This window comes from Acidovorax sp. Leaf73 (genome assembly GCF_916855635.1).
Taxonomy (GTDB): Bacteria; Pseudomonadota; Gammaproteobacteria; order Burkholderiales; family Burkholderiaceae_C; genus Acidovorax; species Acidovorax facilis.
Map to the genome: position 1 here is coordinate 28,764 of NZ_CAKASI010000009.1, position 16,196 is coordinate 44,959.

The 16,196-nt window shown below is 65.4% G+C and carries 16 protein-coding genes; 7 read left to right on the forward strand and 9 right to left on the reverse strand.

Annotated features, from left to right (window positions below; all coding sequences use genetic code 11):
* Positions 1 to 89: 89 nt before the first annotated feature.
* On the forward strand, positions 90 to 416 hold the full coding sequence (locus LPA35_RS24685) for a copper-binding protein (RefSeq protein ID WP_121508793.1): 327 nt from the start codon (positions 90 to 92) through the stop codon (positions 414 to 416).
* Positions 417 to 458: 42 nt separating this feature from the next.
* Here the strand turns inward: LPA35_RS24685 and LPA35_RS24690 are convergent, their stop codons facing one another.
* The 3 genes from LPA35_RS24690 to LPA35_RS24700 are packed head-to-tail and all read right to left on the reverse strand — an operon-like array spanning position 459 to position 3,308.
* Positions 459 to 1,151: a hypothetical protein gene (locus tag LPA35_RS24690; RefSeq protein WP_228899801.1), complete on the reverse strand. Its 693-nt coding sequence runs from the start codon at positions 1,149 to 1,151 to the stop codon at positions 459 to 461.
* A 14-nt stretch (positions 1,152 to 1,165) separates the two neighbouring features.
* On the reverse strand, positions 1,166 to 2,086 hold the full coding sequence (gene argF, locus LPA35_RS24695) for an ornithine carbamoyltransferase (RefSeq protein ID WP_121507236.1): 921 nt from the start codon (positions 2,084 to 2,086) through the stop codon (positions 1,166 to 1,168).
* A 25-nt stretch (positions 2,087 to 2,111) separates the two neighbouring features.
* Positions 2,112 to 3,308: an aspartate aminotransferase family protein gene (locus LPA35_RS24700; RefSeq protein WP_228899804.1), complete on the reverse strand. Its 1,197-nt coding sequence runs from the start codon at positions 3,306 to 3,308 to the stop codon at positions 2,112 to 2,114.
* Positions 3,309 to 3,577: 269 nt separating this feature from the next.
* Between LPA35_RS24700 and LPA35_RS24705 the strand changes: the two genes are divergently transcribed.
* The gene (locus tag LPA35_RS24705; protein ID WP_121507234.1) at positions 3,578 to 3,901 is read left to right on the forward strand and encodes a DUF3579 domain-containing protein; all 324 of its coding nucleotides are present in this window, start codon (positions 3,578 to 3,580) and stop codon (positions 3,899 to 3,901) included.
* Between the two features lie 272 nt (positions 3,902 to 4,173).
* Here LPA35_RS24705 and rpsT read toward each other — a convergent pair whose 3' ends face one another.
* Positions 4,174 to 4,476, reverse strand: coding sequence for a 30S ribosomal protein S20 (gene rpsT, locus LPA35_RS24710; protein WP_008905691.1), 303 nt, complete (start codon positions 4,474 to 4,476; stop codon positions 4,174 to 4,176).
* A gap of 199 nt (positions 4,477 to 4,675) precedes the next feature.
* On the opposite strand from rpsT, the gene murJ reads away from it, so the two are divergent.
* Both murJ and LPA35_RS24720 read left to right on the forward strand, forming a co-directional pair.
* On the forward strand, positions 4,676 to 6,241 hold the full coding sequence (murJ, locus tag LPA35_RS24715) for a murein biosynthesis integral membrane protein MurJ (RefSeq protein ID WP_228899807.1): 1,566 nt from the start codon (positions 4,676 to 4,678) through the stop codon (positions 6,239 to 6,241).
* 82 nt (positions 6,242 to 6,323) lie between these two features.
* On the forward strand, positions 6,324 to 7,175 hold the full coding sequence (locus LPA35_RS24720; RefSeq protein WP_121422607.1) for a SirB1 family protein: 852 nt from the start codon (positions 6,324 to 6,326) through the stop codon (positions 7,173 to 7,175).
* Positions 7,176 to 7,178: 3 nt separating this feature from the next.
* Here the strand turns inward: LPA35_RS24720 and LPA35_RS24725 are convergent, their stop codons facing one another.
* Positions 7,179 to 8,030: a plasmid replication/partition related protein gene (locus LPA35_RS24725; protein ID WP_228899810.1), complete on the reverse strand. Its 852-nt coding sequence runs from the start codon at positions 8,028 to 8,030 to the stop codon at positions 7,179 to 7,181.
* A gap of 85 nt (positions 8,031 to 8,115) precedes the next feature.
* Positions 8,116 to 9,183 carry a transporter gene (locus LPA35_RS24730; RefSeq protein WP_228899818.1) on the reverse strand — a complete coding sequence of 356 codons (1,068 nt, stop codon included), beginning with the start codon at positions 9,181 to 9,183 and terminating at the stop codon, positions 8,116 to 8,118.
* Positions 9,184 to 9,302: 119 nt separating this feature from the next.
* Here LPA35_RS24730 and ppk2 point away from each other — a divergent pair, with 119 nt between their 5' ends.
* Complete coding sequence (gene ppk2 / locus LPA35_RS24735; protein WP_218299068.1) at positions 9,303 to 10,217, forward strand: polyphosphate kinase 2; 915 nt, start codon at positions 9,303 to 9,305, stop codon at positions 10,215 to 10,217.
* 59 nt (positions 10,218 to 10,276) lie between these two features.
* Here ppk2 and LPA35_RS24740 read toward each other — a convergent pair whose 3' ends face one another.
* On the reverse strand, positions 10,277 to 11,035 hold the full coding sequence (locus LPA35_RS24740; protein ID WP_055394454.1) for a LytTR family DNA-binding domain-containing protein: 759 nt from the start codon (positions 11,033 to 11,035) through the stop codon (positions 10,277 to 10,279).
* Positions 11,016 to 12,314 carry a sensor histidine kinase gene (locus LPA35_RS24745; RefSeq protein ID WP_228899820.1) on the reverse strand — a complete coding sequence of 433 codons (1,299 nt, stop codon included), beginning with the start codon at positions 12,312 to 12,314 and terminating at the stop codon, positions 11,016 to 11,018. Before LPA35_RS24745 ends, LPA35_RS24740 begins: the two co-directional genes overlap by 20 nt.
* Positions 12,315 to 12,366: 52 nt before the next feature.
* Here LPA35_RS24745 and argH point away from each other — a divergent pair, with 52 nt between their 5' ends.
* Positions 12,367 to 13,836: an argininosuccinate lyase gene (argH, locus tag LPA35_RS24750; protein WP_228899822.1), complete on the forward strand. Its 1,470-nt coding sequence runs from the start codon at positions 12,367 to 12,369 to the stop codon at positions 13,834 to 13,836.
* Between the two features lie 41 nt (positions 13,837 to 13,877).
* The gene (locus tag LPA35_RS24755; RefSeq protein ID WP_121419270.1) at positions 13,878 to 14,867 is read left to right on the forward strand and encodes a Bug family tripartite tricarboxylate transporter substrate binding protein; all 990 of its coding nucleotides are present in this window, start codon (positions 13,878 to 13,880) and stop codon (positions 14,865 to 14,867) included.
* A 327-nt stretch (positions 14,868 to 15,194) separates the two neighbouring features.
* On the opposite strand, the gene LPA35_RS24760 is transcribed toward LPA35_RS24755, so the two are convergent.
* Positions 15,195 to 16,196, reverse strand: coding sequence for a GlxA family transcriptional regulator (locus tag LPA35_RS24760; protein ID WP_055395067.1), 1,002 nt, complete (start codon positions 16,194 to 16,196; stop codon positions 15,195 to 15,197).

The window sequence follows — 16,196 nt, forward strand, 5'->3', positions numbered from 1 at the left end:
GAAAGGTCAGCATGAAAACAGGAACTAGGTTTGCAGCAGTTTCTAGCCAACTCTCTGTACTAGTGGTCACTGCGTCGCTGTGCTGCGCCATGGTGGCCGACGCAGTCGCCGCACCGTTTGGCCCGGCAAAGGAGGTTGACCAAGGCGCCGCCACGGCAGAACCGGTTTTCACGCGGGCCCGCTTGGTGTCCGTTCAGCTGGATCGGGACGGCCGACTGCTGGTGCGTTTGAAGCTGCTGCCGCGCTCCAAGATTCCGTTCACCACGCAGACTTTCACGGTGCGCGACAGGGAGCTTCTGGCTGACATTCCCGAGGGGGCGTGGGTCAAGTTCACGGCCCGAAATATCGATGGTGAAAATACGCTGACCAGCATTCACGCAGTGCCGGAATGCAAGCGCTTTCAGTCCTGCGACTGATGTAGCGCTGTCACGCCCGACCCTGGTGTCCGGTACAGCGCGTTACCTTGTCTCCGGGCCGTAGAGCCGCCCTTCGGTCAGCGCCTCCAGCGCATGGCTCAGGTTCGTGCGCGCCTGGGCTTCGTGCCGTTGGTAAAGCAGTTCCGTGCCGTAAATGCGCGGCCGGTCAAGAAACCCCTGCAGCACCGCGCTGCGCCCCGCCACATAACGCGGCCAGCGCACAAAAAAGTATTCGCGCCGCACATTGCGTTCGAACTGGCGGTATACCCCGTCGCTCTGGCCCAGTATGGCCAGGTCGATATCGACCACCCACTGCGCATCACCGGTGAGCGGGCCAGGAGTGTGGCGGGTGTCGAGGATGTGCTGGTGCACGGTTTGCGCCAGCGTGACGGGCAGGCCCTGGCTCAGGATGAAGCGGCTTGCCCAGTCGGCGCTGCGCTCTTCGTTGTGTTTGCTCCACGGCCAGTAAATGGCATCGTGATACCACAGGGCCAGCGCAACAGCGTGGGGGTTGTCGAGTGCGGCGGGTTGCTGCTCCTGCACCGCGTGCCAATGCCGCAGGCAGGCCCAGAGGTGGGTGGTGTCGTGGTAGGCGCGCGGCCAGCGCGCCCAACTGAGCACAAGCCGTCGCCCCTCTTTACGCCACGCCGGTGTATCCCGGCCGAGTGCTTGGCCCAGCGATGCCCAGTGTGCCAGCAGTTCGGCGCTGTGGGCGGGCTGGCGACGCCAAGGCATGGAGAGCCAAAAAATCAGGCTATGCGGCCGAGCAGAAGGTACTCCATGAGTGCCTTCTGCACGTGCATCCTGTTTTCTGCCTCATCCCACACCACGGATTGCGGCCCGTCGATCACATCCGCCTCCACTTCTTCACCCCGGTGCGCAGGCAGGCAGTGCATGAACAGCGCATCAGGCTTGGCGGCGGCCATCATCTCGGCGTCTACGCACCAGTCGGCAAACGCCTTTTTGCGCTCTTCGTTCTCTGCCTCGTAGCCCATGCTGGTCCACACGTCGGTGGTGACCAGGTCGGCGCCTTGGCAGGCTTCGAGCGGGTTGCTAAAAAATTGATAGCTGCTTGCGCTTGTCCCACCTGCGCCAGCGGCCAATTTCTCATCAATTTCGTAGCCACGGGGTGTGCTCACATGCACCTTGAAGCCCAGCAGCGCAGCCGCCTGCAGCCAGGTATTGGCCATGTTGTTGCCGTCGCCCACCCAGGCCACCGTCTTGCCCTGGATGGAGCCGCGGTGCTCGATGTAGGTGAAGATGTCCGCCAGGATCTGGCAGGGGTGGTATTCGTTCGTCAGACCATTGATGACCGGCACGCGGGAGTTGGCGGCAAAACGCTCGATCTTGGCCTGCTCGTAGGTCCGGATCATCACCAGGTCCACCATGCGGCTGATGACCTTGGCGCTGTCTTCAATCGGCTCGGCGCGGCCCAGCTGGCTGTCGCCGGTGGTCAGGTGCACCACGCTGCCGCCGAGCTGGTACATGCCGGCCTCGAAGCTCACGCGCGTGCGCGTGCTGGCCTTCTCGAAGATCATGGCCAGCGTGCGGTCTACCAGAGGGTGGTGCTTCTCGTAGGCCTTGAACTTCTTCTTGATGAGCGCGGCACGCTCGAACAGGTAGGTGTATTCGTCGGCGGTGAGGTCGTTGAACTGCAGGTAATGTTTCATGGGCTTGTGTCTCGGTGCCGGCCGATTACTCGGCCAGGATAGCTTTGACCAGCGGGGTCAGTTTGGCGACGATTTCGTCGGCCTCGGCGGTGGTCAGGATCAGCGGGGGAACCAAACGGATCACGCTGTCGGCCGTCACCGACAAGAGCAGGCCGGCTTCGGCAGCGCGGCCAATCAGTGCGCCGCAGGGCTTGTTCAGTTCGATGCCCAGCATCAGGCCCTGGCCGCGAATTTCCTTCACGCCGGGCAGGCTGCCCAGTTCGCGCTGCAGCGCTGCCCGCAGGTGGTCGCCCACCGAGGCCGCATTTTGCAGCAGGCCTTCTTCTTCCATGATGCGGATGGTCTCGACCCCTGCGCGCATGGCCAGGGGGTTGCCACCAAAGGTGGTGCCGTGGTTGCCGGGCTGCAGTACGTTGGAGGCCTTGGGGCCAGCCACCACCGCGCCAATCGGCACGCCTGAGCCCAGGCCCTTGGCCAGGGGCATCACGTCGGGCACGATGCCTGCCCATTGGTGCGCAAACCACTTGCCGGTGCGGCCCACGCCACACTGCACTTCGTCAATCATCATGAGCCAGCCGCGCTCGTCGCACAGCTTGCGCAGCTGCTGCAGATATTCCACGCGCATCGAATTGATGCCGCCTTCGCCCTGGATGGTTTCAAAGAACACGGCCACCACATTGGGGTTGCCTTCGGTAGCCTTTTTGATGGCCTCGATGTCGTTCATGGGCACGCGGATGAAACCTTCGACCAGCGGGCCAAAGCCGCTGTGGATCTTGGGGTTGCCCGTGGCCGACATGGTGGCAATCGACCGACCGTGGAAGGCCTTCTCGTACACCACGATCTCGGGCTTGGCGATGCCTTTGTCCACGCCGAACTTGCGCGCTATCTTGAGCGCGGCTTCGTTGGCTTCCAGGCCCGAGTTGCAGAAGAACACGTTCTGCATGCCCGACAGCTCCACCAGCTTGGCGGCCAGTTGCTCTTGCAGCGGCACGTGGTAGTAGTTGGAGGTGTGGATCAGCTTGGTAATCTGGTCCTGCAGCGCGGGCACCAGCTTGGCGTGGTTGTGCCCCAGCGTGTTCACGGCGATGCCACCCAGGCCATCCAGGTATTCCTTGCCGTTCACGTCCCAGACTCGGCAGCCTTGCCCACGGGCCAGCGCAATAGGTACGCGGCCATAGGTGTTCATCACGTGGGGCGAAGCTGCCGGGGTGGTAGCGGTCATGCAGAAATCTCCAGACGGTGCGGTGATGGGTTGGCTTGTGGCCTGTATGAAACCCGAAAAAGCGAAGCACGATTCTAGGGGGAGCCCGGTGCATGGCTGTTGAAGATTGCGCATCACTGCAATGCGGGCACTACCTGAGTTTTGGCCCCTATGTGCAGCCCGACGCAGGGTTTAGGGAGTCAGCTCTTATATAAGAGTTAGAATGTCGCGCTGCGGTGCAGCATGCAGTGATCCTGTGTCTGGCGCGCTCACTACCACTCCAATCCCCGATGGTTTCCCCCTCCTCCAAAGAAGTCTTCATTCAGGGCATCACCCACGATGGGAAAACCTTTCGCCCCAGCGACTGGGCCGAGCGGCTGGCCGGGGTGATGAGCAGTTTCCGCCCCGGCGGAGCGCGCCCTGGTAGCCATCTGAGCTACTCGCCCTGGTGCATTCCCACCACGCTCAATGGCGTGAAATGTGTGGTGGTGCACCGCGACCTGCAGGGCCACGAGCCCATGGCCTGGGATTTCGTCATCAATTTCGCGCGCGACAACAATCTGCAGGTGGCTGAAGCCTGCCTGCTGCCCGATCCACCGTCCTCCAAGCTCTGAGCCGGCTTGTGGCCTGACCGCTTGTGGGCCAGGGGTGTCTTTTTCGGCCTTTGCGCTGGCTCTCTCACGGATTTCAGCATGGGCTGCCCCAAAGCGGGGCCCTCACGCGTCCGGCTCTTTTGGCTCTGCCCTTCCTTCCCGTCCAGAAACGAAAAAACCGCCCGAAGGCGGTTTAATTCGTTTTTCTTTTGCTGGCAGCGCACCCGTTACAAACGGCGAACGGCACATGCCGTTCGGGCTGTTTGCCTGCCGGGGCAGGCGGAGGGGTTGGTTTAGGCGGCTGCCAGTGCCAGGGCTTTCACCTTGGCAGACAGACGGCTCTTGTCGCGAGCAGCCTTGTTCTTGTGGAAGATGCCCTTGTCAGCCACGGTGTCCACCACGGCTTGCATCTTGGCGAACAGTTCGGTCGCCTTGGTCTTGTCGCCAGCCAGAACAGCCTTTTCGACGTTCTTGACAGCGGTACGGTATTTGGAGCGCAGCGAGGTATTCGCAGCGTTGAGCTTGATGTCCTGACGGACGCGCTTGCGGCCCGACGCCAGGCGCGGGTTCTTTTTCTTGGGTTTAGCGGATGCCATGATTTAGTTCCTTGGGTCTGTGGATGATGCCAGCAAAGCCCGCGATTATAGCCCAAGGCCGTTTGTTCATCGCCATGGTGTTCAAAACCGGCGTAGCGCCATCGCTAGCGTACCCCTGGAACTGGCTCTGCCAGGCCACAGGGTGCGTCTCCCTCTGGGGGAAGGCGCGAAGCGGCTCAGGGGGAATACACTCCCGCCCGTGTCACTGTTCAAAGCCGCCTCCACCGTTTCCCTTTTGACCCTTGCCTCCCGCATCACCGGGCTGGTGCGAGAGCTTCTCATGGCTTCCGTCTTTGGGGTTAGTGCCATGACGGACGCCTTCAATGTGGCATTTCGTATCCCCAATCTGTTCCGGCGGGTGCTGGGCGAGGGCGCCTTCAGCCAGGCTTTTGTCCCGGTGCTGTCCGCCACCCGTGCCCAGGAGGGTGAAGAGAGTGCCCGCGCGCTGATCGACCATGTGGGCACCTTGCTGGCATGGACGCTGGTGCTGCTGTGTATTGCTGGCGTGCTGGGCGCCCCCTGGATGGTGTGGGGCATGGCCAGCGGGCTCAAGCAGTCGCCCCAGGGCTTTGACGCCGCCGTCACCATGACGCGCTGGATGTTCCCCTACATCGGCTTCATGTCGCTGGTGGCGCTGGCGGGGGGCATTCTCAATACCTGGAAGAAGTTTGCAGTGCCGGCGGCGTCGCCGGTGCTGCTCAACATCGCACTGATCCTGTCCATCACGGTGGGCGCACCCTGGTTTTCCCGCCATGGCATCGAGCCCATTTACGCCCAGGCCGCGGGGGTGATGCTGGGTGGCTTGCTGCAACTGGCCATCCAGGTGCCTGCGCTGGTACGCCTGGGGTTGCTGCCGCGCATCGGGGTGCGCTGGGCGGCCATTCGTGCCGCCTGGTCCGACCCCACCACGCGCAAAGTGGCACGGCTGATGCTGCCCGCGCTGCTGGGGGTGAGCGTGGCGCAGATATCCCTGCTGATCAATACGCAGATTGCCTCGCACCTGCCCACTGGCAGCGTGAGCTGGATCACCTACGCAGACCGCCTGATGGAGCTGCCGACCGCGCTGCTGGGCGTGGCGCTGGGTGTGGTACTGATGCCGCAGCTGGCCAGCGCCCGCGCCAAGCAGGACGACGATCAGTATTCGGCCATGCTTGATTGGGGGCTGCGCCTGGTGGTGCTGTTGTCCGTGCCCTGCATGGTGGCCTTGCTGGTCTTTTCAGAGCCGCTGGTGGCGGTGCTGTACCACTATGGGGCCTTTGGCGACCAGGACGTGCGCCAAACCAGCCTGGCACTCACGGGTTATGGCGTGGGCCTGGTGGGCATTGTGGCCATCAAGGTGCTGGCGCCGGGCTTCTATGCCAAACATGACATGCGCACCCCCATGCTCATTGCGGTGGCGGTGCTGGTGCTGACCCAGTTGATGAACCTGGTGCTGGTGCGTTACCTGCAGCATGCGGCCCTGACGTTGACCATCGGCATTGGCGCACTCATCAATGCCGGTTGGCTGTTGATCGGTCTGCTGCGGCGCGGCAGCTACCGGCCCCTGCCGGGGTGGGGCAAGTTCGCCCTGCAGGTGATCGCTGCGAGCGCCTTGCTGGCCGTGCTGCTGGTATGGGGTGCGCAGCATTTCGACTGGGTGGAAATGAGGGGGCAAACCCTGCAGCGGATAGGGTTGCTGGCGGCGCTCATGGCTGCTGCTGCCGTGCTGTACTTTGGCGCGCTGTGGGCAGCCGGGCTCAAGCTGCGCCAGCTGCTGCGGCGCTGATTTCACCGAAGGCCACAAATGCCCTGTCAAGAAGGGCTTTCTGTCGCTTGACGCCGCCCGCCCCGGCACTTACAACACCACCATGTCACTGAGCTATTCCGTACCCACCTCGCTGGAGTACTTTGCATCGCTGGTGCAAAGCGATGATCACTTCCCGCTGCTGGAGGCAGCGGCCAGCCTGGCGCAGGACGAATACCCTGAGCTCGACATGCAGCAACTGCTGGGCGACATGGATCAGTTGCTTGCGCGCATCAAGCGCCGCCTGCCTGCCGATGCCCCTGCGCTGCAGCGCCTGCGTACGCTCAACCAGTTTTTCTTTGTTGACCTGGGCTTTGGCGGCAACATCAATAACTACTACGACCCCGAAAACAGCTATCTCAACGCCGTGCTGCGAACGCGCCGGGGCATCCCCATCAGCCTGGCCGTGTTGTGGATGGAGCTGGCCCAGGGCCTGGGCCTGCATGCGCGGGGCATTGCATTCCCCGGGCACTTCATGGTCAAGGTGCTGCTGCCCAAAGGACAGGTGGTGCTGGACCCGATCTCGGGCCAGTCGCTCAGCCGCGAAGAGCTTGCCGAACGGCTGGAGCCTTACAAGCGCCGCAACGGCCTGGTGGACGACTACGACGTGCCGCTGGGCCTGTACCTTCAGGCGGCCACACCGCGCGACATCATTGCGCGCATGCTGCGCAATCTGAAAGAGGTGCACCGCACGCAGCACGACTGGCAGCGCTTGATCACCGTGCTCGACCGGCTCATCGTGCTGCTGCCTGACGCCTGGGGCGAGCGGCGCGATCGGGGGCTGGCCCATGCCGAGCGGGGCAACACCCTCGAAGCGATGGCCGATCTGGAAGCCTACCTGGCCCACGCCGAAGACGGGCTCGACATCGACCTGATCGCTGACCGGCTGAGCGCGCTGCGCAACGCCAACGGCTGACGCTCAGAACGGCGCGCTGCCTTCTGGCAGTGCCGCCTGCAATTGCGCCACCTGCCGACGCAGCTCGGTGTTCTCTGCCGTCAGTTCTGCCACGCGGGCCCGCAGGGCCTGCAGTTCATCGGCGCCCGCTTCGGTGCCCGGGCTGGCGTCCTTGGCCGCAGGGCTTTCGTCCGATGGCGCTTCTTCGCGTGGCTTGCGCTTGTTGAGTTCGCGCACGCGCTTGGCGGCCTGCTTGAGTTCGTCCTTGCCTGCCACCACCGCCGCCACTTGCTCTTCGGCCGGAAGGGTGGCCACAGCCGCTGCCGCATTGATGGAGATGGTGCCGGACTTCACGGCCGCCACCAGTTCCGGTGCGGCCTGCTTCTGGATTTTTTCGATCATCACCACCTGGCTGCTGCTCAGGCGCGCGGCCTTGGCAATGGCTTCGCGGCTGTCCAGGGGCGAGGGTGCGGGCAGGGCGGCCGCAGCTTCGGGGGTGTCAGGGGTGGTGGCGGCCGCTTCGGTGTCTGCGGCCGTCGTTGCGCGGGCCTTGCGGTCGGCCATGATCTCGCGCTTGCGCAGCGCCAGTACGCCGCGCTGGAAATCCGATACGCTGCGGCGCCCCAGGTGCTGGTCGATCATCCACAGGTGCACGTCTTCCATCGACTGAAAGCGCGGGTTTTGCACGGTCTGGAACGGCAGGCCATGCTTTTGGCAGATGCCATAGCGGTTGTGGCCGTCCACCAGCACATCGCCCCACAGCACCAGCGCGTCGCGGCAGCCTTCGGCCAGGATGCTGCGCTCCAGCGCCTCGTGCTCGTCGGGGGTCAGGGGTTCGATATAGGCTTTGAGTTCTTCGTTGACGACGATGTTCATGGCAGGGCAGGCAATCGGGAGCGGGGAAGGGGCGCGATTGTAGAGGCCCCGACAAGAGTCCTGGGCCAGGGCGCCGCCCTGGGCACTACTGGTCTCGCGTGCCCCGCAGCGCCAGCCAGCCCGCTACCGCTGTAAAGGCCGCCACCACGGCCACGATGATCCAGAAGCCATGCCCGTTGTCGGCCAGCGGCACGCCGCCCACATTCATACCGAACAGGCCGGCCAGGATGTTGATGGGCAGGGCCAGCACGGTCACCACCGTTAGCACAAAGAGGCTGCGGCTGTTGGCTTCCTGCACGCTGGCTGCGATCTCTTCCTGCAGCAGCTTGATGCGCTCTTGCAGCCCTTGCATGTCGCGCAGCACCACCGAGAACTCTTCCGTGGAGTCGCGCAGCTCCTGCGCATCGTCCGAGCCCATCCACGCCGGGGGATGCTGCAGCAGGCGGAACAATGCAGCAGGTTCGGGCGCCAGCAGCCGCTGCAGCCGCACCAGCAGCCGCCGCAGCACACCCAGGCGTGCGCGTTTGTGGTCCAGGCGCCCGGCCAGCAGCGCGTCTTCCACGTCGTCGATGCGCTGCGTCACGCCGCGCACGATGTCCACCAGACCCGAGGCCTGCGTGCGCATCAGCTCGGCCAGCAGGGCCACGCTGGAGCAGGGCGCATTGCCGCTGCGCACGGCGGTGCGCAGTGCGTCCACCGACCGCAACGGGCGTGTGCGCCCAGTCACCATCAGGTGCGGCGCCACGCTGGTCCACAGGGTGGCGATGTCCGAGGGCTCGAACGCAAAGTCAAAGTGCGCGTCGTTGAGCACCGCGATCAGCGTGTCGTCGTCGCGCTCGATGCGGGTGGACACAGAACGGTCCTTGAGCGCATCAAAAAAGGCTTCGGGCAGATCGGCATGCCGCTCCATCCAGCGCACGGCCTGCGCGTGGCTGAGGTTGAAATGCAGCCACAGGAACTGCGCTTGCGGTGCGGCTCCTGATGGAATGCTTGCCAGCCACTGCGCCGCCTGCACGGTGTCGACCTCGCGCGGCGCGGTGTTTGCGGCGAGCAGGTAGCCGCAGATGAGCCCAGCGGCATCACCCCCATAGTTCAGGCTGTTGCCTGCAGGCGCAGCGTTGGGGCGGTGGGGGGCGGGGGGAGCGGAGGGCACGGGCCTGCATCCTGGCCGCTGCACATGACATAGCCGTGACAGATCGCACCCGTGTCACGGTCCTGTCACTTGGCGGTACCACCATGGCGCCATCTTTTTTTGCACCGCCGGACGGCACCATGTTCCACAGCAACACCCTTGACACCCAGGAGCTAATGCAGCGCATCGCCAACGACCTCATCGACAGCTACGACGAAGAGCTGGAACTGGAGATCGAGGACCGCAATGTGGACGACATCGGCGCGCCGCAGCCCACCGATCGCCTGGCGCGCCAGCAGTATTTCAAGGATCTGTTCCAGTTGCAGGGTGAACTCGTCAAGCTGCAGGACTGGGTGCAGCACAGCCGCCAGAAGGTGGTGATCCTGTTCGAGGGGCGCGATGCAGCCGGCAAGGGCGGCGTGATCAAGCGCATCACCCAGCGCCTGAACCCGCGCGTGGCCCGTGTGGCCGCGCTGCCCGCACCGAATGACCGCGAGCGCACCCAGTGGTACTTTCAGCGCTATGTGGCGCACCTGCCTGCGGCCGGCGAGATGGTGCTGTTTGACCGCAGCTGGTACAACCGTGCGGGCGTCGAGCGGGTGATGGGCTTTTGCAGCGACGACGAATACGAAGAGTTCTTCCGCACCGTGCCTGAGTTTGAAAAGATGCTCGTGCGCTCGGGCATCACACTCGTCAAATACTGGTTCTCCATCACCGACGAAGAGCAGCATCTGCGCTTTCTGGGCCGCATCCACGACCCGCTCAAGCAGTGGAAGCTCAGCCCCATGGACCTGGAAAGCCGCGTGCGCTGGGAGGCCTACACGAAGGCCAAAGAGACGATGCTGGAGCGCACCCACATCCCCGAGGCGCCTTGGTGGGTCGTGCAGGCGGTGGACAAGAAAAAGGCCCGCCTCAATTGCATCGCCCACCTGCTGTCGCAACTGCCCTACCAGGACGTGCCCCACCCGACCGTGGTGCTGCCCGAGCGGGTGCGCAACCCCGAATACCTGCGCCAGCCGGTGCCCGCGAGCATGTACGTGCCCGAGGTGTATTGAAGAATTGCTATTAAATTGATAGCTTTCTGCGCTTTTCTATCAAGCGCTAGCGGCCAAAATCAGCGCGCCAGCTCCTCTCGCACAGCCGCGACTTGCCGGCGGGAGACCGCCAGCAATTCGGTGGATCCCTGCAGCCGCACCGCCCAGCCTTCGCCTTCTTCGGGGTCGTAGTGTTTCTCCAGTGCGCGTACTGCGCGGCGGGCCACCAGTGCATTGCGGTGGATGCGCAGGAAGCGCGGGGCGAACTTGGTTTCTATCTCGCTGAGCGAGCCGTCCATGATGTAGCTGCGGGTGGTGGTGCGCACGGTCACGTACTTCTGCTCGGCCTTGAAGTACAGCACCTCGGCCAGGGGCAGGCGTTCGGTGCGGCCCCGGTCCTGGATCAGCAGGGTTTCGCCTTCGGGCAGGCTGGGCGCCTGGGCGGGTGCGGAAGGGCGTGCGCTGCGCTGCGCCTTGGCCAGTGCCTGCTGCAAGCGTTCGCGGCGCACGGGCTTGGTCAGGTAGTCGGTGGCGTCCAGCTCGAACGCGCTCACGGCGTGGTCGGCGTGGGCCGTCACAAACACCACCGCCGGGGGCTGGGGCAGGGTCTGCAGTGTGTGGGCCAGGGCCAGGCCGTCCTGGCCGGGCATGTGGATGTCGAGCAGCACCAGGTCAAAACCCCGTCCGCCCGTGGGCCCCAGCAGTGCCATGGTTTCGCTCGCGTTGGAGGCCTCGGCCACCGTCATGCGCTGAGCGGGCTGGGCCTGGGCGCAATCGGCCAGCAGGGTCCGCAGGCGGCTGCGCGCAAGGGCTTCATCGTCAACGATCAGGATGTTCATGGTCTCTCAAGGGGCTGTTGTTGTCGTTGGGGCTGTCCACCATGCGGCGCTGCAACGGCGCCGCGCGGCTGCCATGGCGGTTGCCGGGGTTGCCAGAACTGCGGCGCGCGGGCGGTGCTGTGCTGCGCCCATCCCGGGCGCGGGGCTGGGGGGCGGGGGCGGGCAGGGTAATGCGCACCTGGTAGAGGCCGTCCTGCACGCCAGCGGTGAACTCGCCCTGCACATCGTGCAGCAGCGCCAGCCGCGCACGTACATTGGCCAGCGCAATGCCGTGGCCCCGGGGCGCGGTGTCTTCGCCATTGCCATGGCCGTTCTTGCCTTCCTTGGGGGGAAGGGTGTTGGTGATGCGCACCACCACACGGCTGCCGCGCAGCTCGGTCAGCACGCGGAGCTTGCCACCCCGGTCGCTGGGCTCCACGCCGTGTTTGACGGCGTTCTCCACCAGGGGCTGCAGCAGCAGCGGAGGCAGGCGGGCGCCGTCGGTGCGGGGGTCCAGGTTCCACTGCACCTGCAGGCGTTTGCCAAAGCGCACCTCTTCGATGCCCAGGTAGCGGCGCGCGAGCGTGATTTCTTCGGCCAGCGTGGTCGATTCACCCTGCTCGATGAGGGCGACCCGAAACAGGTCGGACAGGTCTTCCAGCAGCGATTCGGCCTTGGCCGGTTCTTCGCGCACCAGCGCGATGGCGCTGTTGAGCGTGTTGAAAAGAAAATGGGGGCGGATGCGTGACTGCAGCTCCGTCAGGCGCGCCGTGGTGGCTGCGGGCGTGCGGCCCCGCGCGCGCAGCACCAGCGCGGCCACCAGCATGGCTGCCAGCAGCGCACCTGTGGCGGCGCTGGCCAGCCAGGGCGCCGAGGTGGGTTGTGCCACCAGCGCCAGCATGCCGCATGCATAGGCCCCGGCCAGGGCACCCAGCAGCACGCCCGCCAGGTATTGCTGCACGGTGGTCAGGCGCTGCAGCACGGTCTTGAGGCTGCAGGCCGTGACCAGCCACAGCAGCGTGGCGGGCAGCGCACCGCCCGTCAGCAGTGCCAGGGTGGCCAGCCATTCCACAGGGTTGCCCGCCCCATACATCGCGCCCACGCCCACCACCAGCTCCACGAACAGCACGGCCCGCAGCACCACGCCCACCTGGCAGGCGTCAAACACCAGGGCCCGCCCGCGCGGCGGCTGGCCGCCCGGCCCGGCGCCAGCGGCCGCCCGCACGCTGCGCGCAGACCTTTCTGGCGGGCCAGAATCGGGCAGCGGGGGCTGGGTCGATAAAATTTGCGTGTTTTGCATTGCGGCGCCCGGGTTGTCCGGGTGTCTGAACCTCCGGATTATTGCCCTCCTTATGTCCAAAGCCCAAGCCACCAGCGCTGACTCTGCGCCGTCCCACAACCAGCTCGACACCAAGGCCCAGGCCTGGTCGGCGTTGTTTTCCGAGCCCATGAGCGACCTGGTCAAGCGCTACACCTCCAGCGTGTTCTTCGACAAGCGCCTGTGGCAGGCCGATATTGCGGGCAGCCTGGCGCATGCCGAGATGCTGGCTGCGCAGGGCATCATCTCTGCCTCCGACCACGCCTCCATCCAGCGCGGCATGGCGCAGATCGCACAAGAGATCGAGTCCGGCGCCTTCGAATGGAAGCTGGACCTGGAAGACGTGCACCTGAACATCGAGGCCCGCCTGACCCAACTGGTGGGCGACGCCGGCAAACGCCTGCACACCGGCCGCAGCCGCAACGACCAGGTCGCCACCGACGTGCGCCTGTGGCTGCGCGGCGAGATTGATTTGATTGGCGACCTGCTCAAAGAGCTGCAGGTGTCGCTGGTGGATGTGGCCGAGCAGAACGTCGAGGTGATCCTGCCCGGCTTCACCCACCTGCAGGTGGCCCAGCCGGTGAGCTTTGGCCACCACATGCTCGCCTATGTGGAAATGTTCAAGCGCGACGCAGAGCGCATGGCCGACGTGCGCCGCCGCACCAACGTGCTGCCCCTGGGGTCTGCGGCCCTCGCCGGCACCACCTACCCGCTGGACCGCGAGCGTGTCGCAAAAACTCTGGGCATGGAGGGCGTGTGCCAGAACAGCCTGGACGCCGTGAGCGACCGCGATTTCGCCATCGAATTCACCGCCGCCGCCAGCCTGTGCATGGTGCACGTGAGCCGCCTGTCCGAAGAGCTCATCATCTGGATGAGCCAGAACTTCGGCTTCATCAAGATCGCCGACCGCTTCACCACCGGCAGCTCAATCATGCCGCAGAAGAAGAACCCCGACGTGCCGGAACTGGCGCGCGGCAAGACCGGCCGCGTGGTGGGCCACCTCATGGGCCTGATCACGCTGATGAAGGGCCAGCCCCTGGCCTACAACAAGGACAACCAGGAAGACAAGGAGCCGCTGTTCGACACGGTGGACACGCTCAAGGACACGCTGCGCATCTTTGCCGAAATGGTGGGCGGCCAGCTGAACCCTGCCACGGGCAAGAAAGAAGGCGGCATCACCGTCGACGCGCCCGCCATGGAGCAGGCTGCCCTCAAGGGCTACGCCACGGCCACCGACCTGGCCGACTACCTGGTGAAAAAGGGCCTGCCCTTTCGCGACGCGCACGAAACCGTGGCCCATGCGGTGAAGGCGGCCACCTCGCACGCGTGCGACCTGTCGGAGCTGCCTTTGACAGTGCTGCAGGGCTTTCACCCCGCCATCGAGAAGGATGTGTACGAGTGCCTGAGCCTGCGTGGCTCGCTCAACGCACGCAATACGCTGGGAGGTACGGCCCCGGCCCAGGTGCGTGCACAGCTGGCGCGCCACCGGGCACGCCTGGCCTGATTTTTGCGGTGCCCATTGCACATCCTTTTGGAGCTTTTGCCATGACCCCATCCCGCCGCAGCCTGTTGTCCCGTCTTTTGCGCACCAGCGCCTTTCTGGGGGCTGCGCTGACCGTGGGGCTCGCGTCGGCGCAGTCGGCCAAGCCCATTCGCCTGCTGGTGGGGTTCCCGCCCGGCGGTGGTTCGGACGCCATTGCGCGCACCTTGTCCGAGAAGCTCAAGGACGAACTGGGCGTGCCAGTGGTGGTGGAAAACCGCCCCGGCGCCGGGGGCCAGATTGCGGCCCAGGCGCTCAAAGCCGCAGTGCCCGATGGGACCACGCTGTTCATCACGCACGACCACACCATCTCCATCCTGCCCCAGGTGGTCAAGAACGCTGGCTTCGACCCGGTGCGCGACTTCGTTCCCGTCGGTGGCTTTGCCACCTTTGTGAATGCATTTGCCGTCTCGGGCGGCACGCCCGCCAAGTCGTTCGGCGACTACGTCAACTGGGTGCGCACGGCGGGCCAGGGCAAGGGGGCCGTGGGTATCCCGGCGCCAGCTTCCACCCCCGAATTCCTGGTCAAGCTGATCGGGCAGAAGTACCAGATCGACCTGGTGTCCGCCCCCTACCGGGGCAGCGCGCCCATGATGGCCGACATGCTGGGCAACCAGATCGGTGCAGGCGTCGCCTCGGTGCAGGATTTCATCGAGAACCACAAGGCGGGCAAGGTGCGCGTGGTGGGCGTGCTCGGCACCAAGCGCCAGGCCGCCATGCCCGATGTGCCCACGTTCGACGAAATGGGCCTCAAGGGCTTTGAAGACCTGCCTTACTACGGCATCTACGCCCCCACCGGCACACCGCAGAAGTTCATCACCGAGTTTTCCATCGCCCTGTCCAAGGTGGTGGCGATGCCGGATGTGCGCGAGCACCTGACGGCCATGGGCCTCACGGTGGGCTACATGACACCGCAGCAGCTGGCCACCCGCCAGGCGGCCTACACCGAGGCTTGGACGCGCATCATCAAGACCAGCGGGTTTGTGGCGCAGTAGGCCAGGGCGTGCCTAGTGTGGTCATTCGAGCGGATGCCGCTGCATCCTCCAGTTCCTGAGAACGGTCGAATTGCGGAAATTCAAACTGCGGATTCACGTGCTTCAGATTTCTAAGGCTGGGCCGGGCCTTTGAATTGGTGCGCCGCAAAGCCGTGACCCGGTCAAAGCGCTCCTCGGGCAGGGTGTCCAGAGTCTGCTGCGGGCGCGGGGCCTGCAGACGTTCATTCTCATCGGCGCGATAGCTCTTTCATGGCAGTGTCTGTGCCGTCGCGGCGGGTGCCTTTTGGGGCCGTGACCGAGGCTGCGAAGCGGGCCGGTGCCCGCACTTCAGTGCGCGCGCGCCCGGCCCGTACCCTGCGACGGCGTGCCTCCGCGCCCGAACTGGTGCCAGGCCCGGCGCAGCTGGGTGTCGGAGCTGAACCCCGCCATCAGCGCCGCCTGCGTCACGTTCTGGCCAGACCGCAGCGCGGCCTCGGCCGTGGCCAGGCGGATGCGCCGCAGGTACTGCAGCGGGGCGATGCCCGCATGTTCCAGAAACAGCCGCGTGAGGTGGCGCGGCGAGGTGTGTGCCACCTCGGCCATCTGCGGCACGCTCCAGTCGGCCTGCGGTTGCTGGCCCACGGCGTCCTGCACGCGGTGCAGTGCGGGATGCATGTGGTTGCGGTGGTGCAGAAACGGCGAGAACTGCGGGTCGTCCGGCCCCCGGCGCAGCCCGATCACCATGGCCTGCGCCACCTGCACCGCCACCGTGGGGCTGCAGATGTCGGAGATGCGGTGGAGCAGCAGGTCGATGCCGGTGGTCACGCCTGCGCTGGTGTAAATGGGGCCATCGGCCACGAACACGCGGTTGGCGGCCACGTCGCAGCGTGGGTCTACCAGGGCCAGCTCGTCCAGGTGCAGGTGGTGCGTGGTGGCGCGGCGGCCGGTCAGCAGCCCCGCATGGGCGGCCAGCACGGCGCCTGCGCACACGGTGACCAGCTCCAGCTGCCCGGCCACCGGGCGCAGTCCCCGCAGCCAGTGCAGCAGCGCCTGGGCTTCGGCGCCGCTCACGTCGATGTGGTGGCCTGCCAGGCCCACCAGCACCACCCACGCGGGGCTGGGCAGTGTGTCAGGCAGCGGCGCCAGCCCGGTGACAGCGACCCCCACGGACGACATCGACTCGGGCGTGGGGCTCACGAAGTGCTGCACAAAGCGCTCTGGTTGGCCCAGGGCGACCAGGGTCTGGTTGGCAATCCGCAGCGCCTCGGCCGGGCCCGCCCAGTCCAGCACCAGGCTGCCAGGCAGCAGGGCGAAGTACACGTGGATGGGGGAAGGTGTTGTGTCCTGCAT